Source organism: Paenibacillus amylolyticus (assembly GCF_036894225.1).
Taxonomy (GTDB): Bacteria; Bacillota; Bacilli; order Paenibacillales; family Paenibacillaceae; genus Paenibacillus; species Paenibacillus amylolyticus.
The window spans coordinates 2,481,421-2,506,566 of the sequence record NZ_CP145892.1; the positions used below are offsets into that span (position 1 = coordinate 2,481,421).

Genomic DNA, 25,146 nt, shown 5'->3' on the forward strand with positions numbered 1-25,146 from the left:
GTGAGGATATGAATAATTTGCGCCCAGTAGGGATTATTGGTACAGGGAAATATGTGCCTGAGAAAATTTTGACAAATAGCGATCTGGAGAAAATGGTCGATACCAATGACGAGTGGATCGTCAGTCGTACAGGAATCAAAGAGCGTCACATCGCTGCACCGGATCAGGCAACTTCTGATCTGGCATATGAAGCGGCTATTAAAGCCCTTGAATCTGCAGGTATGACAGGCAGTGATCTCGATCTGATTATTGTTGCAACCATTACCCCGGATTCTTCGTTCCCATCGACAGCCTGCATCTTGCAGGACAAATTGGGTGCAAAAGGTGCCGCGGCATTTGATCTGTCGGCTGCTTGTTCCGGATTTGTATACGGTTTGGCTAGTGCTACGAGCTTCATCCAAAGCGGTATGTACAACAATGCACTTGTTATTGGTGCGGACTGCTTGTCACGTATTACGGATTATACAGACCGTAACACATGTGTCCTCTTTGGTGATGGAGCAGGCGCGGTAGTCGTTGGTGAAGTTCCGGAAGGTCGCGGATTCAAAGCGTTCGATCTCGGTGCCGAAGGTGCTGGCGGTAGTCTTCTTCAGATGGAAGGCGGCGGTTCCCGTCTGCCTGCTACTGCAGAGACCGTTGAAAATAAAAAACATTACATCAACATGAACGGTCGTGAAGTGTTTAAGTTTGCGGTACGTGTCATGGGGACGGCTACCATTGAGGTATTACGCAAGGCTGGTATGGAGCGTACGGATGTGGATCTGTTTGTTCCTCACCAAGCGAATATTCGGATTATCCAATCTGCGATGCAACGACTTGAACTTCCTGAAGAAAAGGTTGTAGTCAACGTGGATAAGTATGCAAACACATCTGCTGCTTCCATCCCGCTGGCTCTGGTAGAAGCAGCAGAGGAAGGTCGCATGAAAGCCGGAGATACCGTTCTGATGGTTGGATTCGGTGGCGGTTTGACATGGGGTGCATCGGTACTCGTTTGGTAAAATAGACATCTGGGAGATGAATGAGATGGGTAAAATAGCATTTGTATTTCCCGGACAGGGATCACAGGCTGTAGGCATGGCCAAAGACGCGTATGAGTCCGTGCCTGCGGCAACCGAAATTTTTCGCACAGCAGATGAAACATTGGGTTTCTCTCTGAGCAACCTTGTATTTGAAGGACCGGAGACCGAGTTGAAACAGACATCAAATACACAACCGGCTCTGTTGACAGCAAGTATTGCCTTGCTTGAAGCTTTCAAAGAAAAAGGAATTAAGCCTGACTATACGGCTGGACACAGTCTGGGAGAATACAGTGCCCTGGTGGCAGCGGGCGTTCTTTCGTTTGCTGACGCAGTGAGCACTGTGCGGGCGCGTGGTCAGTATATGGAACAGGCAGTACCGGGTGGACAAGGAGCGATGGCTGCTGTGTTGGGTGCGGATCGGGAAGCGCTGGGGGTGCTTTGCCGTGACGTATCTGAAAGTGGTCATGCGGTTGAACTTGCCAACATTAATTGTCCGGGACAAATCGTCATTTCTGGTGTGAAGGAAGGCGTAGCTGCAGTCGCGGAGCGTGTTAAAGAAGCAGGCGGTAAACGCGCCATTGCATTGGAAGTAAGTGGTCCGTTCCACTCTTCATTGATGAAGGGTGCAGCTGATAAGCTGGCAGAGAAACTGAAAACCGTTACGTTCTCACCGGCAGCGGTCCCTGTAGTCGCTAATGTGACTGCAAGACCTGCAGAGGATGGACAGGTTCAGGATTTGTTGACAGCTCAGGTCTATTCTCCTGTATTATGGGAAGACAGTGTGACATGGCTTATTGAGCAAGGTGTGGATACGTTCATCGAGATTGGATCTGGCAGTGTATTGACCGGTTTGATTAAAAAAACAGATAAAACCGTAAAATTGTACAATGTGAACAGTCTTGAAACGCTCGAAGCAACGGCAAGTGAATTAGAAGGAATTATATGAGTTAAACTAAAATTTTTACACGAGAACGGAGAGGACAGAAAAAAACTGAAGAAGCGGAGCGTTCGCCTTTATCACCGGATTTTCCCTTTATAAAAGGGAATCAAAAAAATCTGGGGATAACAGCGATCGGAAGTTTATTCTGTCATCGGAGTGGCAAGTGTAAACATTCTTTGGTTGAACTGATATAGATTTGGGGAAAGGAGGAATGATTATGTCTAAACCATTAGAAGGTAAAAATGCACTCGTTACCGGGGCATCCCGGGGCATTGGGCGCAGTATTGCACTGGCACTTGCAGAAGCTGGAGCGAACGTAGCCGTGAATTATGCGGGTAGCCAAGCGGCAGCTGAGGAAGTGGCGGAAGCGATTCGTGCCAAAGGAGTCAAGGCGATTACACTTCAAGCCAATGTTGGCCTGATGGATGAAGCTGAACAAATGGTCAAAGCTACACTCGAAGCATGGGGCAACGTTGATATTCTGGTGAACAATGCTGGAATTACCCGTGATAATCTGATCATGCGTATGAAAGAGGAAGAATTCGATCAGGTTATTGAAACCAATCTCAAAGGTGTGTTTAACTGCCTTAAGGCGGTTACACGTCCAATGATGAAACAACGGTCGGGAAGAATTATCAATATCTCCTCGGTTGTAGGTGTGCTCGGTAATGCTGGACAAGCGAACTATGTTGCTGCCAAAGCAGGAGTCATTGGCCTGACAAAGGCATCTGCTCGTGAACTGGCTTCTCGTGGAATCACAGTTAACTGTGTTGCGCCAGGTTTCATTGAGACAGATATGACAAAAGAGTTGTCCCAGGAGCTGGTGGACGGTATGCTAAGTGGTATTCCGTTGTCCCGTTTGGGTCAGCCGGATGAAATCGCTGGTGTAGTCACTTTCCTGGCTTCACAGGCTTCATCTTATATGACAGGGCAGACGTTGCATGTCGATGGTGGCATGTACATGTAATTCTTCCCGGACTTGATCAATAGTCGGGGAACAGGCGCTGGACGATCCGAAATGCCGGAAAAAGGCCGGGTTCCCCGGCCGGGAGCCGCATATGTCTTCTATGGCATTTTGCCTGCGATTCTCGTATAATACCAAAGAAGGAGGTGAACCGGATGTCCGATGTATTGGAGCGTGTAAAACGCATCGTCGTCGACCGCTTGGGCGCAGACGAAGCTGAAGTTACACTTGAAGCATCTTTCAAAGAAGATTTGGGTGCTGATTCTTTGGATGTAGTGGAATTGGTCATGGAATTGGAAGATGAATTTGATTTGGAAATCTCTGATGAAGATGCAGAAAAAATCACGACCGTAGGTGAAGTTGTAAACTACATACAATCTCATACCTAAAGTCATTTTTAGTCCCGCACATGTTTTCGAACAGGCGGGACTTCTCATCATTCATTGGTTTTTCTCATTCCGCATGCAGCTCTACTCAAGCAGGCTATCTTGGTTGAGTAGATGTCTGTTTGCGGATATTCCCACAAAATACTTGCGTAATGCAGTCGATATAGAGGTGACTCGGTTTGAAACAAAGAGTAGTAATTACCGGAATGGGCGTAATGACATCGCTCGGAAAAGATTTGGAAACGTTCTGGGGCAGTTTAATGGCAGGAAAGTCCGGAATTTCTCAGATTGAGGCGTTTGATGTTAGTGAATACACGACACAGATTGCAGCCGAGATCAAGGATTTCAACCCGGAAGAATATATGGATCGCAAGGATGCTCGCAAAATGGACCGTTTTGTACAGTTCGCTGTGGCAGCCGGCTTCAAAGCCGTTGAAGACAGTGGTCTGAAAATTAACGAGAATATTGATGCAGAGCGTTTCGGTGTATCCATCGGATCAGGTATTGGTGGATTGGGTACGTGGGAGGACCAACATAATGCATTGTTGCAAAAAGGTCCAAAACGGGTAAGCCCATTCTTTATTCCCATGATGATCTCCAACATGGCTTCAGGCCAAATGTCCATTTCTCTTGGTGCCAAAGGTCCTAACATTAACGTTGTTACCGCTTGTGCAACAGGTACACACTCCATCGGAGATTCCTTCAAGCTGATTGCCAATGGTGATGCAGATGCCATGATCTGTGGTGGTGCGGAAGCAACAATCAGACCAACGGGTCTTGCAGGGTTCTGTGCGATGCGCGCAATGTCTACACGTAATGATGATCCTGCGAAGTCAAGCCGTCCTTTTGATACAGAACGTGATGGTTTTGTTATGGGCGAAGGCGCTGGTGTTATGATTCTGGAATCCCTGGAACATGCTCAAAAACGTGGTGCACGCATTTATGGTGAAGTGATCGGTTACGGTCTGACAGGCGATGCACATCACATGACAGAACCAGATCCGGACGGAGCAGCACGTTGCATGAAGATGGCACTTCGTAATGCGGGCATTGAGCCTGAAGAAGTGGACTACATTAATGCACACGGAACTTCGACGCCTGTAGGCGACAGATCCGAAACGCTTGCGATCAAAAAGGCGTTTGGTGATCATGCGTACAAGCTCGCTGTGAGTTCCACTAAATCCATGACGGGCCACATGCTTGGTGCTGCTGGTGGTGTAGAAGCGGTTATCTGCGGATTGTCACTGACACATCAGACACTGGCTCCAACGATTAACCTGGAAAATCAGGACCCGGAATGTGATCTGGATTATGTACCAAATGTTCCACGTCAAACCAAAGTTAATATTGCCATGTCCAATTCATTTGGATTCGGCGGTCACAATGCCACCATTATTCTCAAAAAATTTGAAGCATAAGGGGCTAGTTCGTTTGAGTGAAGATCTGAAGCAGTTACAACATAAACTTCAAATCAAATTTGACAACAGGCAGCTTTTAAAACAAGCGTTTACCCATGCTTCTTATGTAAACGAACACCGGTTCAGTCAGCATCAGGACAATGAGCGTCTGGAGTTTCTGGGCGATGCCGTGCTGGAACTGACTGTATCGGAGTACTTGTATCATTTGTATCCTAACCGTCCGGAAGGTGAATTAACTAAGCTGCGGGCATCCATTGTCTGTGAGCCTTCCCTCGTCAAATTTGCTGAAGCGTTGGGTTTTGGGCAGTATGTACTTCTTGGTAAAGGTGAGGAACTAACTGGAGGACGGACACGGCCGGCTCTGCTTGCAGATGTGTTTGAATCTTTCATTGGTGCATTGTATCTGGATCAGGGGCTTGCGCCTGTTCGGACATTTCTTGATCAGCATGTCTTCCCATTAATTGTATTGGGCAGCAAGCTGCAAATGAGTGATTACAAAACGGAACTGCAGGAACTTACTCAGCATCACAATATGGGAGCTTTGGAATACCGTATCGTTGAGGAACGGGGACCTGCCCATGAACGTGAGTTTGTCTCGGAGGTCCATATGGGTCAAGAACGACTTGGCAGAGGTACAGGACGTTCCAAAAAGGAAGCGGAACAACAGGCTGCATCTGCAGCACTTGATCGACTGAAGCTTCCGGAAGCCGGAGCTTAACCGATAGCGCATAGACAAACGAAGAGCAAAGAGCAGCCCGCGGGTCCGCCCCGGCGGAAGTAATCGGCCGGACTGCTTTTTGCTCTTTTTTTTGTAAAGAGGTTCAGGAGAAGGTTACCTGATCGTTAACTAAATAAGTGAACGTTATTTTACACAAAACGAAGAGTGCAGAACCAATCTGAAGAAGCGAAGCGTGCGCATTTATCAACGGATTTTTCCCTTGGATAAGGGAATCAAGAAAATCTGGGGATAAGGGCGATCGGAGGATGGTACTGCAATCGAAGTAGTCATGTGTAATGACAATAGTTCATTTTATTTAGGCGCTTGAATGCAATACTTGAAATTTGCAAGAGGAGGTGACGAGAAACCCTATGTTTTTAAAACGGATTGAATTGGGTGGATTCAAGTCATTCGCCGACAAAACGGAGATGGAGTTCGTTCGTGGCATTACGGCTGTTGTAGGTCCGAACGGAAGTGGAAAGAGTAATATATCGGACGGAATCCGCTGGGTTCTGGGGGAACAAAGTGCCAAGTCGCTGCGTGGTGGCAAGATGGAAGATATCATCTTTGCAGGCAGTGACGCACGGAAGGCCGTTAATTTCGGTGAGGTGTCGCTAACGCTTGATAACGAGGATCACGCACTTGCATTGGATTTCGGTGAGGTGACGGTGACTCGTCGTGTACATCGCAGCGGAGATAGTGAATATTTTATCAACAAACAATCTTGTCGTTTGAAGGATATCACGGAGTTGTTTATGGATACCGGCATCGGTAAGGAAGCCTACTCGATTATTGGACAGGGGCGAATCGAAGAGATTCTGAGTACCCGTTCAGAGGATCGCAGAGGTATCTTTGAAGAAGCTTCAGGTATCGTTAAATATAAATCCCGCAAGCGGGATGCGACGCGCAAACTGGATGAGACAGAGCAGAATTTGCTGCGTATTCATGATCTGGTGACTGAACTGGAAGATCAGATTGGTCCGCTGAAGGAACAATCGGAGAAAGCGATCCACTATAAGGAACTTCGTTCTCAGCTCAAATCGCAGGAAATTTCCATGTATGTGTACCAGATCGAACAGATTCATGCTTCCTGGAGTAAGGCAAATGAGCGCCTGCAATCGCTAAAACAGGAAGAGGTTGGACTCGCAGCGATTGTCTCTACGCATGATGCCAAGCTGGAAAATGATCGGAATGCGCTGCGTATCCTGGAGACAGAGACAGAGCAACTGCAAGCTGCTTTATTGCAATTCAGTGAAGCGACGGAGAAAAGTGAAGGACTTGGAGAATTGCTCAAGGAGCGCTCGCACCATCTGCAAACAAATCAGGAGCAGCTCAAAGTAACGCTTGCCGCCAGTGAAGAGAGACATCGCGAACGGGAAACCGAGCTGCTTGCACTGCGTGAGAAGTTTGGCAAGCTTGAGCATGAACTGAATGATGTGAGAAATCAGTTGTCTCAGGAAGAAGCCAAACTCATCGGTGTCACAGGTGGCATTAGTCAGCAGCAAGAGGAAAGCCTCAAAGGCAATTTGCTGGAACTGATGAATCAGATGGCTCAGACACGCAATGAAATTCGTTATGTGGATCAGCAGAAAGAAACGCTGGAGCGCAGAATGAATCGCGCGGCTGAAGAATCAGGCAAATGGGAAGAGCAGAAAGAGACACTGGAGAGTCGCAAAACGGACATTGAGAAAAAAGTTGTTCGCTTGGGCAAAGAAATCAGTGATCTACGTGGTGGTTACATTACGGAAAGTGAACGACTTCAGTCGCTGCAGAAGCTGCTCGAAGAAAGTCGGGGTACGGTCCGTAAATGGGAACAGAAGCGTGAAGCTCAAGTCTCCCGCCGCGATACGATGAAAGAGATGCAGGATGATTTTGACGGATTCATGCTGGGTGTCAAGGAGGTTCTCAAGGCTTCACGTAAAGGTACGCTGAGCGGTGTTCATGGAGCTGTGGCTGAACTCGTAAAAGTTCCCGAGAAGATCGAACTTGCGGTAGAAACAGCAATGGGAGCATCCTTGCAGCATGTGGTCATGGAAAATGAATCAGTTTCCAGACAGGCAATTGCTTTTCTGAAGCAACGCCAGTTGGGGCGTGCAACGTTCCTGCCTCTGGATGTCATTCGTCCTCGTGCCATTGGAGCGGCTGAACGTTCTATGATTGAAGGTATGGAGGGTTTTGTGGGGATCGGTGCTGATCTTGTACAATTCGAATCCAAATATGCTTCAATCATTGGCAGCTTGCTCGGTAATGTTATTATTGCCGAAACGTTGGAGGTCGCCAATAAAATTGCGGCTCGCTGTCAGTATCGTTTCCGGGTTGTGACGCTTGAAGGTGACGTGGTCAATGCGGGTGGTTCCATGACAGGTGGTAGCCAGCACAAGAAAAATGTGAGTCTGCTCAGCCGGAAACGGCAGCTTGACCAGCTCGACCAGGATATTTTGGATACGGAAAATCAAATCGTGAAACTGCATCGCAGTGTGGATGATGTAAAAGTCCAACTGGAACAGTGTCAGGACAAACTGGATGAACTTCGTCAGTCCGGTGATGATACCCGAAATGCAGAACAGCAGGCTTCGATGGAAATGAAACAGGTAGAGCATGAGCTTCGCCATGTGCTTGAACAGGTTGCCGTTGCCGGGCAGGAGAAGAGCGGCTTTACCGAAGAGATCAAAGAGCTGGATACGGCTCGGATCGTCGCTGTGAAGAAGCTGGAGCAGCTTGAAGAGGAAGAAAAAGCGACTCATCGTGCCATTCATGCAGCCGAGTTTGCTCGGAAAGCCAATGAATCTGCGAAGGAAGAATTGCAGAGCCAACTCACCGAATTGAAAGTGCGTGAAGGCAAGCTGGATCAGGAGCGATTCTCCAATGGAGAACAATTGCGACGTCTGGAGCGGGAAGTAGAGTCGCTGGTGAAAGATCTTCGTCAGAATCGCACGTTGCTGGCTTCGATGGAAGCAGATCTCAAGAAAACACAGACCGAGAGTGTTAAACAGATTGAAGATCTGAACCAGTATAAGCTGAAAAAAGCGGAAGCTTCTCAGGATCTGGACTTCAAACGTGCTGCCCGAAGTGAGTTGTCGAAAAAGCTTGAGCTTGCCGAGAGCGAAACGAAGGAACAGCGCACGCAGTTAAAAGCTGTGGAAGAACAGATGCGACAGACGGAAATTTCCGTGAACCGGTTGGATGTTGAGCTGGAAAATATACTGCGAAAGCTGACGGATGAATACGAACTGGGCTATGAACTGGCCAAAGAGCGTTATCCTGTACCGGAAGACGTGGAGCATACACAGGCAGAGGTACAGAAGCTGAAGCGCAGTATATCCGCCCTGGGTGATGTGAACCTGGGAGCGATTGAGGAGTTCCAGCGAGTCAATGAGCGATACGAATTCCTGAGTGAACAGAAGAATGACCTGGTGGAAGCTAAAACAACGTTGTATCAGGTTATTCGGGAAATGGAAGACGAGATGGCGAAGCGATTCAAGATTACGTTTGATGCCATCCGCCGTGAGTTCGGTACCGTGTTTAGCAAGCTGTTTGGCGGGGGACGTGCTGACCTTGTTCTGATGGACCCGGAGCGCTTGCTTGAAACGGGAATAGATATCGTGGCTCAGCCACCAGGCAAGAAACTGCAAAACCTGCAACTGTTATCCGGTGGGGAGCGGGCTTTGACGGCGATGGCTTTATTATTTGCTATTTTGCATGTCAAACCGGTACCATTCTGCGTGTTGGATGAAGTAGAGGCAGCACTGGACGAAGCTAACGTGGTACGTTTTGCCCAGTACTTGCGTGAATTCTCCGAACAGACACAGTTTATCGTTGTTACCCATCGTAAAGGTACGATGGAAGAGGCAGATGTGCTGTACGGTGTTACGATGGAAGAGGGCGGAGTATCCAAGCTTGTTTCGGTTAAACTGGAAGATGAGGAAGCAGTAATTGCCTGATCTGATCCAAACTTGCGAGACAAATGAACTCATTGTAATCATTGAAAATCATTCAGATTGAGCATTTTTGCAAAAGCGCTTAGATTATGTACACGATGGAGGGGCTTTATGAGTTTTTTTAAAAAGCTTAGAGACAGCATTGCAAGCAAAACGGAGTCGGTCACCAAACAGTTTAAGGATGGATTGGAAAAGACACGTAAAGGGTTAGTGGAAAAAGTGTCGGATCTCGTAATCCGTCGCAAAAAAATCGATGAAGAGTTCTATGAAGAACTGGAAGAGATTTTGATCGGAGCAGACGTTGGTGTGAATACAGTCATGAATCTGATCGAAGACCTGCGCGTTGAGGTGAAAAAACGAAAAATTGAGGATGCGGCTGAGTTGCAGCCTGTATTGTCCGAGAAACTGACGGGTCTTCTTCGCGGTGAACAGAATAACGAATTGAAAATGAACCCGGATGGCATTACCGTCATTTTGTTCGTTGGTGTTAACGGTGTTGGTAAAACAACAACGATTGGCAAGCTGGCACATCGATTTAAACAACAAGGTAAAAAAGTCATCATGGCAGCTGGAGATACGTTCCGTGCCGGAGCCATTGAACAGCTGGAAGTATGGGGGCAACGTGCCGGTGTCGATGTGATCAAACAGCAATCTGGTTCTGATCCAGCAGCGGTTATGTATGACGCGGTACAAGCAGCGAAACAACGGGGTGCGGATGTTCTGCTCTGTGATACAGCAGGTCGTCTGCAAAACAAATCTAACCTGATGGACGAGCTTAACAAGATCTATCGTGTCATTCAGCGTGAAATTCCGGATGCTCCGCATGAAGTACTGATGGTACTGGATGCAACAACAGGTCAAAATGCTTTGAACCAGGCTAAACTTTTCGGTGAGAAAAGCGGTGTAACAGGCCTCGTACTGACGAAACTGGATGGAACAGCTAAAGGCGGGATCGTTGTTGCGATCCGTCAGGAACTGGACTTGCCTGTGAAGCTCGTAGGACTGGGTGAGAAAATTGATGATCTGCAGCCGTTTGACTCGGAGCAATTTGTGCATGCTTTGTTCGCCGGATTAATCCAGGAACAGCCAGCGGAAAGTGCTGAAGAAGAGGAAGCTAATTCCTAGAACCATTAATAATAGAATGAATTAATAATGTTAACCGTATTGCCAGTGATATACGTGATAAGTGTCACGTGTAATGTCACTGGCAATACGTGTATAATGGAGGAATAAAGCAGGCAATGTTAAAGGGTTAGAAAGGACGGTTGAAAATGGCCAATACTCATACCTATTCTCGCCGTGAAGAAGTCGCCAATGCGGTGACACATGGAATCGGCGCTGCACTCAGTGTAGCTGCACTGGTGATATTGATTGTATTTTCAAGTATGAAAGGCACAGCTTGGCATGTGGTCAGTTTCACGATCTACGGGATCACCATGCTGCTGCTCTATACAAGTTCTACACTCGTGCATGCATGGAAAGATGGAAAAGTGAAAGATTTATTTGAGATTTTCGACCATTCTTCCATTTATTTATTTATTGCGGGATCGTACACTCCGCTTTTGTTTATTGCTGTTCGCGGTACACTTGGATGGACCCTGTTTGGTATAATCTGGGGTATCGCATTATTCGGCGTGATCTTTAAGGCATTTTTTACGAAAAAGTTTCTATTCATGTCCACGATTTTCTATATTGCGATGGGCTGGCTGATCGTTATTGCCTGGCAACCTCTTATGGCGGCCATTCCTACAGGCGGCATTGTGTTGCTGGTGGCTGGAGGCCTGATGTATACACTTGGTACGCTCTTTTATGTATGGCGTGGATTTCCGTACCACCATGCGATTTGGCATCTCTTTGTGTTAGCAGGCAGTATTCTTCATTTCTTTATGGTACTGCTGTACCTGACACCACTTCGTTAGAACACCATAGACGGATGCATCTCCACGGACTGAGACGCATTCGTTTTTTCTTCTACATAGAGGCGGCTCGCAGGGACACGGATAGAATTTGCTTCTAGTGAAAAAGGGTATAAACCATCCGTTAAACATCGAAATAACGTATCATCAGAGCTGTTTTTATTGTGACAAGTATTTTTGCTTGACAACCTGATTTGTTTTAGGTATTATTAGGAACGTTGCAAGAGTGTAAAGTGTTTTTCCTTGACGAAGGGAGTGCCCCGATGTGAGTCAAGAAAATCGGCTTGAGAAGACAAACCGGATTAACTTGCTGTTTGCTTTTTATGAATTGTTACTTACCGAGAAACAGCAGACTTTTCTAAAGTATTACTTTCATGACGATTTCTCACTTGGTGAAATTGCAGCCGAGTTTGAGATCAGCCGCCAGGCGGTATACGAGCATATCAAGCGTGCCGAACAAGTGCTGGAAAATTACGAAAGCAAGCTGGGCTTGCTAGAAAAGCATGAACGGCGTAATCGCAATCTTGAAGATTTGCAAAATGCATTGGAACGCGCAGGCGTCTCCATTGATAACAACAAACAAATACACGATATCGTTGCTCAGCTTAGTGAATGAAATATTGGCTGAGCGGAACGTATCGGTCTTGCAAACAGTATTAAAGCTTAAGGAGGTGGGATCATGGCATTTGAAGGATTAACGACCCGATTACAGAATGTGTTCAGCAAGCTGCGCGGCAAAGGCAAGGTGTCTGATGAAGATGTAGCCGAGGCTATGCGCGAGGTACGTCTGGCATTGCTCGAAGCGGATGTAAACTTCAAAGTGGTCAAGGAATTCATCGCCAAGGTGAAAGAGAAGGCTGTTGGCAAAGAAGTGATGGAGAGCTTCACGCCAGGAATGGTCATCATCGACATCGTTAACAAGGAACTAACGGATTTGATGGGTGGAAGCCAAGCGAAACTGGCTAAAGCGAACAAACCGCCTACGGTGCTGATGATGGTTGGTTTGCAGGGTGCTGGTAAAACAACCACATCGGGTAAACTGGCTAAAATGCTGCAAAAGCAAAACAGCAGACCATTGCTTGTTGCAGGAGATATTTATCGTCCCGCAGCGATCAAACAGTTGCAAGTACTTGGCGAGCAGATCAAAGCGCCGGTATTCACACTGGGAGATCAGACAAGCCCTGTTGAGATCGCACGTCAAGGTCTTCAACATGCGAAGGATAACGGTAATGACTATGTTATTATCGATACAGCTGGACGTCTGCATGTTGATGAAGAACTGATGGAAGAACTTCGCCAGATTCACAGCGTAGTGAATCCGGATGAAGTACTGCTTGTCGTAGACAGCATGACAGGTCAGGATGCGGTTAACGTAGCAGAACACTTTAACCAGCAGCTTAATCTGACCGGGGTTGTCCTGACAAAGCTGGATGGAGATACTCGTGGTGGTGCTGCGCTTTCCGTCAAAGCAGTTACGGGTTGTCCAATCAAGTTTGCTTCCCTTGGAGAGAAACTTGACGCTTTGGAGCCGTTCCACCCGGAACGTATGGCTTCACGGATCCTCGGTATGGGTGATATGTTATCTCTGATTGAGAAAGCACAATTAAACATTGATACCGATAAAGCCAAGGAAATGGAACGGAAGATGCGTAATGCAGAATTCACGTTTGAAGATTTCCTGGAGCAGATGGATCAAGTGAAAAAGCTGGGACCAATCGATCAGATCATGGATATGATCCCCGGCATGGGCAAGATGAAACAAGCCAAGGATCTGAAGGTTGATGATAAACAGATGGGCCGGATCGAAGCGATCGTTTACTCAATGACGACCGAAGAGAAACGTAACCCGGACATGATCAACCATAGCCGCCGGAAGCGTATTGCTACCGGAAGCGGAACATCTCTGGCTGAAGTAAATCGTCTGATCAAGCAATTTGATGAGATGCGCCGCATGATGAAACAGTTCTCGGATATGATGGGACCTAAAGGCGGCGGTAAAAATAAAGCGATGAAGCAGCTTAAAGGTATGGGTAAAGGAATGAAGTTTCCTTTCCGTTGATTTAAGCGAAGCTGGATCATATACAGATTTCATTGAAGGAGGTGAATTTTCAAATGGCAGTTCGTATTCGTCTGAAACGTATGGGTGCTCACAAAGCTCCTTTCTACCGCGTAGTGGTATCGGATTCCCGTTCCCCACGTGACGGTCGTTTTATCGAGGAGATCGGTTACTACAACCCGGTTGAACAACCGGCTGTTGTTAAGATCGATGAAGATAAAGCATTGGCATGGCTTCAAAACGGTGCACAAGCATCTGACACTGTCCGCAACTTGCTTAGCAAAGCGGGCGTGATGAAGAAGTTCCACGAGTCTAAATTATCTAAATAAAGTGCTGATTCGGAGGGTCATCTATGGAAGAATTAGTAAGCATAATTGCTAAGGCTTTAGTCGATCATCCGGAAGATGTGACGGTTCGGACGGTTGAGAAAGACCGGCTTGTCGTTTATGAGTTAACTGTTCATCCTGACGATGTCGGGAAGGTAATTGGTAAACAAGGACGAATCGCGAAATCACTTCGTACGGTCGTCACATCAGCAGCAGTTAAGATGGATAAACGGGTTACCGTTGATATCATATCTTAAAGATATACGAAAGGGGGTTAGGATGCATGTCCTAGCCCCTTTTCGTGCATGCTGAACTTAATATGTTGAATTAGATATTGAATTAAAATATTTTGGGTATGAGTGACTTCGGAGCAGTGCAGGGGACGGGATCGATTCTGGAGAAGCGTCAGCGTTCGCCTTTATCACCTCATTTTCACCTTTTAAAGTAAGTTCGAAAAATGAGGGGGTAACAGCGATCGAAAGAACGAACCGTCGCCGGAACGACCGTACGAGAGTCGAAGTAGCTGTTTAGTTTGATTTAATTTCGTAGGAGGAACGTATGGCAGAGTTTATGAATGTAGGTAAAATCGTTAATACGCATGGAATTCGCGGTGAGGTGAGAATCATGCCTATAACCGATTTCCCGGAAGTGCGTTTCGCGAAAAATGCAGAGTTGTTTTTCTTTACACCAGATAATCATCCAGTCATGGTTAACGTGGAATCTGCACGTTTGCATAAAAATATGTATATTCTTCGTCTGAAAGAGTATGGCAATATTAATGAAGTAGAGAAGTTTAAAGGCGGTATGGCCAAAGTGTTAAAAGAGAACCTCGCTGAGCTGGAGGAAGGTGAATACTACTTCCATCAAATCGTTGGGTGTTCGGTTATCACCGAAGAGGGTGAAACGCTTGGAACTATCTCTGAAATTTTGACTCCGGGTGCCAATGATGTATGGGTTGTCAAAACGCCAGCAGGTAAAGAAGTGCTGATTCCCGTTATTGATGATGTAGTACTTGATGTGGACATCGAACAGCAGCAAGTGAAGATTCACCTGATGGAAGGGCTGCTGTAACATGAAAGTGGATGTATTAACACTATTCCCGGAGATGTTTGATGGCGTATTCGGAGCAAGCATTCTGGGTAAAGCCCAAACGAAGGGGCTGGTGTCCCTCGGTGCAACCAACTTCCGTAATTATGCCACAAATAAACATAATACGGTCGATGATGCTCCTTACGGTGGGGGTGGAGGCATGGTGCTAAAACCAGATCCGATCTTTGCTGCTGTTGAAGATGTACTGGAGCAACGCGGAGAAGCCGCGGCAACCATGAAAGCTCCACGTATCATTTTAATGTGTCCGCAAGGTGAGACGTTTACACAGAAAAAAGCAGAAGAACTTGTACAGGAAGATCATCTGATTTTTATATGTGGACATTATGAAGGTTACGATGAGCGAATTCGCGAATTTCTCGTGACGGATGAACTATCCATTGGTGATTACGTGCTCACTGGTGGGGAATTGCCTGCTATGGTTGCGATCGACAGCATCGTACGTCTTATTCCCGGTGTGCTTGGCAATGAGACAAGTGCTGTGACGGATTCATTCAGTACTGGACTCCTCGAATATCCACACTACACACGTCCACCCGAGTTTAGGGGCATGAAAGTACCGGATATGCTGTTGTCGGGACATCATCTGAACATTGAGGCATGGCGTAGAGAACAGTCGTTGCTTCGTACGCTGGAGCGCAGACCGGAGATGTTGGAAACGGCTGATTTGACGGATAAAGAACGTATTTGGTTGAAAAAGATACGCTCAAACCGTAAACATAACACAGAGTATGTATAAGTATCGTATAAACACGTAAATATATCTTTTTATAGAGTTTGAAAAAGCCAACCTTGATACCAAAGGTTGGCTTTTCTTATGTGTTTTGTAAAGAAAGCTGGATATTCAATGGGTTATTCTATAAAATGGAGGTATATTTTAAAACTCAGTTTCACTAAATGAAACCAAAGGCGGTGTATGAATGACTTACAATATTATTGGTCTTGATCATATTCAGCTCGCAGCACCTGAATCTTGTGAAGCGGAGGCACGTCATTTTTTCCATAAAGTACTGGGCTGGACGGAGATTCCCAAACCTGAAATTCTGAGAAAACGGGGTGGTGTATGGTTCGAGTGTGGTAGACACCAAGTGCATATTGGCGTACAAAAAGATTTTATTCCCGCCACAAAAGCTCATCCGGCTTTTCATGTACAACATTTGGATCAGTTGCGTGATCATCTCATTCATAACCAAATTCATATTGTCGATGACGAAGCAAGGGCAGATGAAGGTGTAAGACGTTTCTATATAAATGATCCTTTTGGCAATCGTCTTGAGTTTTTAGAGTGGGCTTAAAATCATTCGTTTAAATCGTTTAATTACGTAGGCACTTTTTTGCAGTTTTGAACATTTTTGCATGACCACATAATAGGGTTGTAAAAAACAGGGGTTTTCTTTATGGTGAACTCAGCTGGATTTGAATAACAACGATAAGCTGAGGAGGAAGATGATGAGCATTCAGCCTTATGAAATCGCCAGACTAAATATTAGCCAAGCCGGAGAACGCTGCAAAATGCTTTTGGGAGATCTAAACGGGGATAGCAGACTTGAAATGTTGCTGGTACAGGCAGATGGGGGTATAGACGATCGGTACGTCCCGCATCAGGTATGTTGTTTGACTGCATTTGATCTGGAAGGAACATTACTATGGCAGGTCGGAACTCCTGATCCCGATGCAGGGGGTCCGGGTTCAGACTATCCCGCTCAGGTAGCAGATTGGGATGGAGATGGAAATAATGAAGTATTGTGTGTCATGGACAAACAATTTCTGGTGTTGGATGGCCGGACCGGAGAGATTAAAGAAACACGTGATCTGCCAGGTGATGAAGCACATGACTGCATTATTCTCACCAACCTGACGGGTAACCAGCAGAAAATGGACATTATACTGAAAGACCGCTATAAGACGTTATGGGCACTCGACCATGATTTTAATTTGTTATGGAAGCATGAAGGGAATCCGGGACATTTTCCATGGGTATATGACATCGATGGAGATGGGAAAGATGAAGTGATGGCCGGATATGACATGCTGGATCATGATGGGACGTTGTTATGGTCTTGTCATAATCTCGATGATCATGCTGACTGTATATGGTTTAGCGACGTTGATGGTGATGGGGAAGTCGAGATTGTTATCGGTGGCAGTGTTACGGTCATGATGGACCGCTATGGTAATGAGAAGTGGCGTTATGAAGATTCGATTGAATCACAGCATATTGCATTAGGCCATTTTTGTACTGGAATGATAGGTTTACAGATTGCAGGTCTGGACCGGATTGTCCGTGGGGATGAGAATGGTAAGGATGGAATGTTCATGCTGGATAGCGCAGGGCAAGAAATATGGAAAGAAAACCGCACGACTCCTGGCTGGTTAACCATTATAGAGCCTGTATGTAACTGGGATGAAGGTGGACTCGATTATATTTTGGCGTATCGTAGAGGTGGAGATGTGTTGCCTTCTTTGGTAGATGGAGATATGAAAACGGTTACTGAATTCCCGAAAGAGGGATATGCGGTACATGCAGACCTGGTTCAGACGGGGAAAGAACAGATCATCATCTATGACGCAGAGGAAGCAGTGATTTATTCCAGCTCTCCGATGACATTATCACTTACCGATGCAAAAAGAGCCAAGCCACAGCTTAAAAGGCTGTATAACTCGACTCTGTATCCGGGCGGTGAAGTTAAAATCTAGGTTTTACTGGTCATTCTCCGATGCAAATGGTTCGTTCTGCGGACTGGATTCGGGTTGAAGCAAGGTCGCCAAATCAGTACCTGTCGTGACCGTCAAGCGAGGCAGCTTCATGGGATGATCTCCTGGATGCACAAATCCAGACTTTACGGTAAAAGCCATGCGATATCCATGTTGCTGTAACTTGTAGATCATCTGTGTGCTGGTATAACCAAAAGGATAGGCCAAATAAGGTGTGTCTTTTCCGGTTTGCTTCATATGCTGGATATCATCATCCAGAAGACTGGTGTCCAGACCGACAGGAACACTGTTACCACAGCGCATAAATCCCTTGTGATGCAGGTTATAGGTATGGCTATTGAATTCAAATACGTCAGTTGCTGCCTGCATCTCTGGTTTGGAGATGAAACTGTTAATGGCGGGCTCAAATTCCGAAGGTTGATCTTGAATTTTACTGCCTATGACAAACAGCGAGGCATGAAAATTATATTTCTGAAGCACAGGGTAAGCTAAAGTATAATTGTTCTGGTATCCGTCATCAAAGGTAATTACAATGGACTTCTGTGGCAGGGAAATCTTCCCGCTAACATATTGTTCAAGCTGATTCAATGTAATCGTGCGGTAGCCTTCATCATGCAGGTATTTCATATTTTGCTCAAAATCCTCCAGATTAATGATGGATTTATTATCTGTCTCGTGATTATTCAGTTTGGGCTCTATGTAATGATACATCAGCACAGATTGGTTAGAGAAGTCAGTGTGTGACAGCTCGAATGCTTTGCGTTTGACTATGTCCCAGGATGTGCAGGCTTTGTGTGACAGTGCATTCGTTGGGTGAGTTACGGCATATGAATATAGTGTAATGGAGCATGTGAGCATGGCGAGTAGGGCAAGTGTGATCTTTTCCAATATTTCATAAGTCTTGGGATTCTCCTTTTAAAGTGGTCAATAAGTTATATCATAGACGATATTACTACACTGGAAGTTACAGTATTTTTTCCTGTATCAGGTTGACTTGCAGATGAGAGCGTTGATTCACTTTCCATACGGGAGAATGTATTTTAGAATGAAGTTAACATGTGATGGATGAGTTTCAGAGTGGCAGATTGAACAATAGGCATTTGTTTAATTTCTCTTGTGTTTTGATATGCTGCGTGATACAATAAGTCTGTTATGTGGAATACGGCGGTCCTCTATGGATGATGAAGGAGACAAGGTGATCTCTGGAAGAAGTATGAACGCCTGTATGGAAGGAGGGAGTCATAGATGAATATCGTTCAAGCGATTACACAAGAACAACTTCGCAAGGATCTTCCGAGTTTTCGTCCTGGTGACACTTTGAAAGTGCACGTTAAGGTAATCGAGGGAACTCGCGAGCGTATCCAATTGTTCGAAGGTGTTGTGATTAAACGCCGTGGTGGTGGAATCAGTGAGACTTTTACAGTTCGTAAAATTTCTTACGGTGTAGGTGTGGAAAGAGCTTTCCCGCTTCATTCCCCTAAAATCGATAGAATCGAAGTGGCTCGCCGTGGTAAAGTTCGTCGTGCGAAGCTTTATTATCTTCGTGAACTACGCGGTAAAGCAGCGAGAATTAAAGAAATTCGTTAATATAACGGATACCGGGAAGGGCTTGGAGACAAGCCCTTTTCGTTTTTGTCCGGGAAAAGTTGAACCGGAGGTACACTTCCGAGTAAAATGGTATGGCAACACATGCGGGGAATAGTCCGGGAGGATTGTAAAATCAGTTATTGAAGTGCGTGTTCAAAAGACCGGTTTCAGTACCGACTTTTTGAACAACCTCTTGAAGGCATTTGAATTGTGGATTAAATGTACTGTAATGCTTGGTGTAAGATTACATAACTGATGTGAATGTTTTGTATCCATCCATTGAGTTATTGGAACGATACAGAATGCTGGATGTGTGTACTGCTATAAACATGTACTGTGAAGAGAGGAAGATCTTGAATGGAACAAGAAGTTCAACATGACCAGGGCAATCCTGCCGAAGAGAAAAACAGTCGATCCAAAAAAGCCAAAAATGAAATTGTTGAATGGCTTAAAGCCATTGTTATCGCATTAGTTCTCGTCATTCTCATTCGGTGGTTGCTCTTCAAACCGTTTGTTGTGGACGGTCCGTCCATGCAGCCGAACTTTGAAACGGGTGAACGTGTGATCGTCAACGAAATCTTATATGATATCAGAGAACCGAAGCGCGGTGAAGTTATCGTCTTCCACGTACCATCCGAAGGTCGAGATTTCATTAAACGTGTTATTGCTGTAGAAGGTGATACCGTTGAGGTTCAAGACGATACCGTGATGGTTAACGGTAAAAAGGTTGATGAAACGTATATTCAAGGAGCCATTGATGCAGCTGAAGCAAATGGTGGAACCTATAACGTGAAGGATTTCCCGAATGAACAGTTCCCTGATGGCAAAGTGCCGGCAGGTCATGTGTTTGTCATGGGAGATAACCGTCCAAATAGTACAGACAGCCGTATGATCGGTTATGTTTCGTTAAAAGATATTATTGGTCGTGCAGATGTGATTTTCTGGCCGATCGGTGAGATTAAGTGGATCAACCACTGAAATTGAAGTAATTAATGAGGTGAAGACAAGTTGACGATACAATGGTTTCCAGGTCATATGACTCGAGCCAGACGCCAGATTCAGGATAAGTTAAAGCTCATCGACGTGGTCATCGAACTATTGGATGCCCGTCTGCCTGTCTCCAGTCGTAATCCAATGATTGACGAAATATTGCTGGATAAACCCCGGATGATTTTGTTGAACAAATCGGATTTGGCAGATGCAAAAGTGACGCAAGAATGGATTGAATATTTCAAAAAAGAAGGAATTACCGCTTTTCCTGTAGATGCTTCGACGGGAACCAATGTTAAAGATATTCCCGTGCAGGCCAAGCTTCTTCTTAAAGAAAAAATTGACCGTCAAATTGCTAAAGGGATTAATCCTCGTGCGGTTCGCGGGTTGATCGTAGGGATTCCCAATGTAGGTAAATCAACACTGATTAACCGACTGGCTGGACGTAGTATTGCGTTAACAGGAGATCGTCCTGGTGTGACGAAGGGGCAACAGTGGATCAAGGTAGGCAAAGAAATGGAGTTATTGGATACTCCAGGTATTCTTTGGCCTAAGTTCGAAGATCAAAATGTAGGTTATCGTCTTGCCGTAACTGGTGCGATCAAAGAGGAAATTTTGAATGCAGAGGATATCGCCTTTTTTGGAATCAGTTACCTGATGCGTTATTACTGGGACGCCCTTGAAGAGAGATACGGACTTCAGGAGTTCTCCAAGGATGCAGATGATTCAGACAGTGTTATTGCAATTATGGAACAAGTCGGCCGTATCCGTGGATGTGTTGTAAGCGGTGGACGTATTGATCTGGAAAAGGCATCACGAGCATTTCTGCGTGAACTGCGAGCGGGTAAAATGGGACGTTTCTCTATGGAAGCTCCCTATTAAAAAAATGGACTCTACACGATGAAGATCATTGTCTTCATTTGTTCATTTCATATATACAAGTGCCGAAAGAAGCGGCCGTTACCGGATTACCGGGAGCGGTCGTTTTTTGTGTATACAAACGCGGAAGTAGAGCTGGAACATACGTAGAAAACGATAAAATGGAAGAGGTTTGAAGAACAGTACGCTTTATGGAATTGGCTGACCTATATATCAGGTGCATCTAAATCGTGCTATGATAAATGGTGGTGCAATTTAAATTAGACGAGGTCTGATATATTCAATTTAAACCATCAAATACCGATAAATGAAGACATCACTATCTTTATATTGTAAATCTCAAGGAAAAGTTTTACTGAGAGAGACAGGTTGTACAGAACAAAAGACAGAGGATCTACGTCTATATTATAAAATTGTAAGTGATACGTATGCTGAAAAAGCGTGGGTAGAGGAGATGAGCGTTATGGTTGAAAATAATGAAGAGATCGGGTTGAATCTACTGGATACTCCCATTGGACCAAAGAAGAAAAAAGAAGTCAGTGAACCTCGAGATCTGTTGCTCTATGAGCGGGAGTATTGGGACAGTGGATTTGAACGTATTGCTGGTATTGATGAGGTGGGACGGGGTTGTTTGTTTGGGGATGTTGTGGCAGCGGCGGTTATTTTACCGAAGGATCTCATCCTGGAAGGCGTGAATGACTCCAAGAAATTAACGGAGAAAAAACGTGATGCATTATATGACATCATTATGGAAAAAGCGCTGGCGGTAGGTATCGGGTATGCGGATGCAGAGACAATTGATCGGCTTAACATCAAACAGGCTGCGAGACTTGCGATGAAACGTGCGGTTGAAGCATTGGGAGAAACTCCTGATTATATGCTGGTGGATGCCGAGAAGGTGGATGTGAATGTACCTCAACTGTCCATTATTAAAGGGGATGCTAATAGTCAATCGATCGCAGCGGCATCTATTATTGCCAAGGTAACGCGAGATCGGCTGTGTAAGGAAGAATGGGATACGTTATATCCGGAATATGGTTTGTCGATACATAAAGGATATGCAACAAAAGTTCATCGGGAGCAAATTATGGCATTGGGGGCAACCCCGATGCATCGGCGCAGTTTTCTGGGCAACCTGCTTGGAGAGCAGCAATCTTTGTTTTAACACAGGTTTGAAGAAAGGAGGGGGAGAGATTTGAATATCGGTTCCATGATAAAGGGGTTAATGGGAGACAGTAAGCCCGGCAATGCCAAACCGCTTGAATTAAAGGAAGGTCAGGTGGTTCGTGGCTCCGTCGTTAGTGTATCCGATGATGGGGGAGAAGCAGTTCTGCAGATTCAAGGTGTGCAAGTGCGCGCCAAGTTGGAGACTCCACTCCGTCCGGGTGAGACCACGTTGCTTCAAGTGCAACCTCCAGGTGAAAATGGCATAACGGTAATGAAACCTATGACGGGTACACTTGCTGAGCTGCCACAAGCTTCGCTGAACAACCTGCTTAAGGATGTAGGACTGCCGGATACAAAAGGGAACCGGGAACTGTTACTTGCCATGCAGCGTAGCGGATTGCCGCTAACGAAGGATAATGTGGCTATGGTCCAGAATATGATGACTGCTAAACCTGCACAGGTCCCTGTGGAAGAATGGGTGCAGGCGACGGGAATTGCTTTTCAGCGTGGTCTTCCGGTTACGGCGGAAACAGTAAAAGGATTACACCAGACGGTGTTTGGCCCCCCTCTGCACCAGTTGTTAAGCGGGTTGGCTGACCAGTTGGAAACGATGCTGACTCAAACAACAGGTAAACCACTATTGCCTGGAGAGCAATCTGCTGCCATGAAACCAGCTGTTGTGGCTGGTGTACCCGTCGTGCTGAATGGAGCACAGATGGAAGAAGGATTGGCTACATCAGGCAACGGTCGTCAGGTGACTGGAACGGGAACACCTGCTTTGTCAACGCAACAAGGACAAGCGGCGTTGGCAGGTGCTATATCCATGACGGATGGCGGGGCAGAGGATGCAGGTACTGCGGTGAAAGGAAACGTGCAGACCGGCGGAGGCACCGGAAATGCTGAAGCCGGGGCAAAGGCAGTTGCCAGCAACGTTGAAACGGCTGGCAAAGGGGCTACGGGTATTCCGTCTGGAACTGGAATACCTGGAGAGAGCCCGCGCGGGGCTGACGCGGGGCAGGCTGGGAGCCGCCCGGGTACATCGGGGGCGGCAACAGAATCTGTGGCTGGCCGTGCAAGTGCAGGCCAGCCTGAAACAGGCGCGGCCGGGCGGACTGACGGCCGCGCTGAAACGCCTGCTGCTGCGGGGACGCCGTCCGCAGCAGGCCAGGCGGCGCCAGCAGCGCCTACGGCAGCGCAGCTGGCGCCCAAGCTGCTGGCGCTGCTGGACGCCCTGCGCAGCGCGTCCACTGCCGCACCGGCACAGCCTGGTGCGGCAGTACAAGCCGCCCCTGCATCGCAGGGCGGCCAGGCGGCTGCCGGAGGCGTGCCGCAGCCGTTGCCAGCCGGCGCTGATGCGTCGCCGGCTGGCGGTAGTGCCGCAGCACCTGCGGGAGCTGCGGCAGTGCACGCGCCTGTCACCCACGAGGGGGACCCGTGGGTGGGGCGCGTGCTGAAGCTGCTCGGTGCGGAGCACGAGCAGCAGGCCGTTCACGGCGCGGCAGTGCAGCCGCGCGTGGGGGATGCGGCGAGTCCGGCGAATGCGGACACGCTGAAGGGCTTGCTGCTGCAGCTCGCCAGCAGCGAAGGTGCACCGGCGGCGCTTAAGGATGCCGCCGGACAGGCCGTGCAATATCTGACAGGTCAGCAGTTATTGCTAACGACAGATCGCAGTGCTACATTTGCACAGATGCACTGGTTTATTCCGATCACTGGACCGGACGGGGAAGAAACGGCGTCTGTTCAGATTCAGTCTCGCAGAGGTCAACGTGGGGAACTGGATGCCTCCAATTGCCGTCTGTGGTTTGATCTGGACATGAAAAGTCTTGGGCCTACTCTGGTAGATGTCCATGTGGTTAATAACATTGTCAGTCTGCGTGTATTAAATGATCGCGAAGGAATGGGACCGCTTCTGGAGAGCGGACGAGAGGTGATCCATCAGGCATTGGACAAGCTGGGCTATCAACTGCTGACCTTCAAGGCGGAACCGTGGCCTGCGGGCCAGGAACCGGGCGCGGAACGAAAAACGCGGGCCTCGGACTATAGTCCTGAACGATACAAAGGGGTGGACTTGAAGGTATGAAAGACGAGTCGTCACAACCGGACCTGCTCTCCAAAAAGGCGGTTGCCCTAAAATATGTCCCTGGAGAGAGCGAAGCGCCTGTTGTTGTAGCCAAGGGGCGCGGCAAAGTGGCAGAAGCCATTCTTGATAAAGCCAGAGAAAACGGCGTGGCTGTTCAGGAGGATGCAGCACTTGTGGAGGTGCTCTCCAAGTTGGATCTGGATGAACAGATTCCGGCAGAACTGTATCAACTGGTCGCAGAGGTGCTAACGTACGTCTACCGTGCAGATCGCATGGCCTCAGGACGTGAGGAAAATGAGTCATGGTAGAACGTAGATTGGGTCAGGAGCCAGGATTAAAGCTCACACGACAGCAGAAAGGCCGATTAGGTGAAGAGGCTGCCTGTCAATGGTTGCGAGAGCACGATTATCGAATCATTAGACAGAACTGGCGTTGCCGTAGCGGTGAGATTGACATCATTGCTTCCTACGAGGGCTTGCTTGTCTTTGTAGAAGTAAGAAGCAGAAGTGGAGCCGCTCAGTACGGTACACCTCAGGAATCGGTTGATATGCGTAAAATGCAGCAGGTACGTTCAACCGCATCCGTGTATTTGCAAATGACGGGAGAGACGGAACTTCAGATCCGTTTTGATGTAATTGCCGTAATGCTTGATCAAGCAGGAGAGATTGTCTCTGTGAATCATATTGTTAATGCTTTTTAAAAATTACACTAGAAGTTATTGCTATATTATGCGATACGTAATGTATCTTTTTAATGTGAGTCGGTCAGTGATTTCGAAGTACAAGTTTAATTATGTCTTATCTTTGCATTCGTTTTAGTTTTAAAATTAGTTAATATACTAAAGCTGTAGTTCCTATTTATACAGGAGCTGCGGCTTTTTTGATTTAACTATGAAATCAAAAAACAGAGGTTAGAGCATTGATAATAAAATCATCGTATT

Annotated in this window: 25 protein-coding genes; 24 read left to right on the forward strand and 1 reads right to left on the reverse strand. The window is 46.7% G+C overall.

The features are described 5' to 3' along the window. The first annotated feature begins 8 nt into the window (after window positions 1-8). The 17 genes from V6668_RS11195 to V6668_RS11275 all read left to right on the forward strand — a co-directional run bounded on the left by V6668_RS11195 (window position 9) and on the right by V6668_RS11275 (window position 17,485). Window positions 9-998, forward strand: coding sequence for a beta-ketoacyl-ACP synthase III (locus V6668_RS11195; protein WP_036610885.1), 990 nt, complete (start codon window positions 9-11; stop codon window positions 996-998). Between the two features lie 25 nt (window positions 999-1,023). Beyond that, complete coding sequence (fabD, locus tag V6668_RS11200; protein ID WP_338708450.1) at window positions 1,024-1,965, forward strand: ACP S-malonyltransferase; 942 nt, start codon at window positions 1,024-1,026, stop codon at window positions 1,963-1,965. Between the two features lie 211 nt (window positions 1,966-2,176). Then, complete coding sequence (fabG, locus tag V6668_RS11205; RefSeq protein ID WP_017689228.1) at window positions 2,177-2,926, forward strand: 3-oxoacyl-[acyl-carrier-protein] reductase; 750 nt, start codon at window positions 2,177-2,179, stop codon at window positions 2,924-2,926. Between the two features lie 152 nt (window positions 2,927-3,078). Continuing rightward, window positions 3,079-3,312 carry an acyl carrier protein gene (gene acpP / locus V6668_RS11210; RefSeq protein ID WP_024630176.1) on the forward strand — a complete coding sequence of 78 codons (234 nt, stop codon included), beginning with the start codon at window positions 3,079-3,081 and terminating at the stop codon, window positions 3,310-3,312. A gap of 176 nt (window positions 3,313-3,488) precedes the next feature. After that, the gene (fabF, locus tag V6668_RS11215) at window positions 3,489-4,727 is read left to right on the forward strand and encodes a beta-ketoacyl-ACP synthase II (protein ID WP_036609459.1); all 1,239 of its coding nucleotides are present in this window, start codon (window positions 3,489-3,491) and stop codon (window positions 4,725-4,727) included. 13 nt (window positions 4,728-4,740) lie between these two features. Then, window positions 4,741-5,445, forward strand: coding sequence for a ribonuclease III (gene rnc, locus V6668_RS11220; protein WP_036670338.1), 705 nt, complete (start codon window positions 4,741-4,743; stop codon window positions 5,443-5,445). A gap of 371 nt (window positions 5,446-5,816) precedes the next feature. Then, window positions 5,817-9,386, forward strand: coding sequence for a chromosome segregation protein SMC (smc, locus tag V6668_RS11225; RefSeq protein ID WP_036609457.1), 3,570 nt, complete (start codon window positions 5,817-5,819; stop codon window positions 9,384-9,386). A gap of 108 nt (window positions 9,387-9,494) precedes the next feature. Continuing rightward, on the forward strand, window positions 9,495-10,508 hold the full coding sequence (gene ftsY / locus V6668_RS11230; RefSeq protein ID WP_036609455.1) for a signal recognition particle-docking protein FtsY: 1,014 nt from the start codon (window positions 9,495-9,497) through the stop codon (window positions 10,506-10,508). Window positions 10,509-10,654: 146 nt separating this feature from the next. Further along, window positions 10,655-11,302, forward strand: a complete 648-nt coding sequence (gene trhA, locus V6668_RS11235) for a PAQR family membrane homeostasis protein TrhA (RefSeq protein WP_338708453.1) — start codon at window positions 10,655-10,657, stop codon at window positions 11,300-11,302. 262 nt (window positions 11,303-11,564) lie between these two features. Then, window positions 11,565-11,915: a YlxM family DNA-binding protein gene (gene ylxM / locus V6668_RS11240; protein ID WP_017689221.1), complete on the forward strand. Its 351-nt coding sequence runs from the start codon at window positions 11,565-11,567 to the stop codon at window positions 11,913-11,915. Window positions 11,916-11,978: 63 nt separating this feature from the next. Then, window positions 11,979-13,358, forward strand: coding sequence for a signal recognition particle protein (gene ffh, locus V6668_RS11245; RefSeq protein WP_017689220.1), 1,380 nt, complete (start codon window positions 11,979-11,981; stop codon window positions 13,356-13,358). 53 nt (window positions 13,359-13,411) lie between these two features. After that, complete coding sequence (gene rpsP, locus V6668_RS11250; protein WP_017689219.1) at window positions 13,412-13,684, forward strand: 30S ribosomal protein S16; 273 nt, start codon at window positions 13,412-13,414, stop codon at window positions 13,682-13,684. 23 nt (window positions 13,685-13,707) lie between these two features. After that, window positions 13,708-13,938, forward strand: coding sequence for a KH domain-containing protein (locus V6668_RS11255; RefSeq protein WP_017689218.1), 231 nt, complete (start codon window positions 13,708-13,710; stop codon window positions 13,936-13,938). Window positions 13,939-14,239: 301 nt separating this feature from the next. Beyond that, entirely contained in the window at window positions 14,240-14,752 is a 513-nt protein-coding gene (gene rimM, locus V6668_RS11260) for a ribosome maturation factor RimM (RefSeq protein ID WP_036609454.1), read from the forward strand. A gap of 1 nt (window position 14,753) precedes the next feature. Beyond that, on the forward strand, window positions 14,754-15,527 hold the full coding sequence (trmD, locus tag V6668_RS11265) for a tRNA (guanosine(37)-N1)-methyltransferase TrmD (RefSeq protein ID WP_338708454.1): 774 nt from the start codon (window positions 14,754-14,756) through the stop codon (window positions 15,525-15,527). Between the two features lie 181 nt (window positions 15,528-15,708). Continuing rightward, on the forward strand, window positions 15,709-16,083 hold the full coding sequence (locus V6668_RS11270) for a VOC family protein (RefSeq protein ID WP_036609452.1): 375 nt from the start codon (window positions 15,709-15,711) through the stop codon (window positions 16,081-16,083). A 154-nt stretch (window positions 16,084-16,237) separates the two neighbouring features. Next, complete coding sequence (locus V6668_RS11275) at window positions 16,238-17,485, forward strand: hypothetical protein (RefSeq protein ID WP_076326824.1); 1,248 nt, start codon at window positions 16,238-16,240, stop codon at window positions 17,483-17,485. A gap of 3 nt (window positions 17,486-17,488) precedes the next feature. Here the strand turns inward: V6668_RS11275 and V6668_RS11280 are convergent, their stop codons facing one another. Continuing rightward, window positions 17,489-18,391 (reverse strand): polysaccharide deacetylase family protein, encoded by a 903-nt coding sequence (locus tag V6668_RS11280; RefSeq protein WP_338708456.1) that lies wholly within the window; start codon window positions 18,389-18,391, stop codon window positions 17,489-17,491. Window positions 18,392-18,748: 357 nt separating this feature from the next. Between V6668_RS11280 and rplS the strand changes: the two genes are divergently transcribed. From rplS to V6668_RS11315, 7 genes are all read left to right on the forward strand, one after another. Then, window positions 18,749-19,090: a 50S ribosomal protein L19 gene (rplS, locus tag V6668_RS11285; RefSeq protein WP_017689212.1), complete on the forward strand. Its 342-nt coding sequence runs from the start codon at window positions 18,749-18,751 to the stop codon at window positions 19,088-19,090. Between the two features lie 357 nt (window positions 19,091-19,447). Beyond that, complete coding sequence (gene lepB / locus V6668_RS11290; RefSeq protein ID WP_047842465.1) at window positions 19,448-20,068, forward strand: signal peptidase I; 621 nt, start codon at window positions 19,448-19,450, stop codon at window positions 20,066-20,068. A 30-nt stretch (window positions 20,069-20,098) separates the two neighbouring features. Then, window positions 20,099-20,962, forward strand: a complete 864-nt coding sequence (ylqF, locus tag V6668_RS11295; RefSeq protein ID WP_036670353.1) for a ribosome biogenesis GTPase YlqF — start codon at window positions 20,099-20,101, stop codon at window positions 20,960-20,962. A 460-nt stretch (window positions 20,963-21,422) separates the two neighbouring features. After that, entirely contained in the window at window positions 21,423-22,124 is a 702-nt protein-coding gene (locus tag V6668_RS11300; RefSeq protein ID WP_083669772.1) for a ribonuclease HII, read from the forward strand. Between the two features lie 30 nt (window positions 22,125-22,154). Continuing rightward, window positions 22,155-24,206, forward strand: coding sequence for a DNA ligase (locus tag V6668_RS11305; RefSeq protein WP_338708457.1), 2,052 nt, complete (start codon window positions 22,155-22,157; stop codon window positions 24,204-24,206). Then, complete coding sequence (locus tag V6668_RS11310) at window positions 24,203-24,514, forward strand: EscU/YscU/HrcU family type III secretion system export apparatus switch protein (RefSeq protein ID WP_036609395.1); 312 nt, start codon at window positions 24,203-24,205, stop codon at window positions 24,512-24,514. Before V6668_RS11305 ends, V6668_RS11310 begins: the two co-directional genes overlap by 4 nt. After that, entirely contained in the window at window positions 24,508-24,906 is a 399-nt protein-coding gene (locus V6668_RS11315; protein WP_076318519.1) for a YraN family protein, read from the forward strand. The genes V6668_RS11310 and V6668_RS11315 overlap by 7 nt, the downstream gene beginning before the upstream one ends. Window positions 24,907-25,146 lie beyond the last annotated feature (240 nt).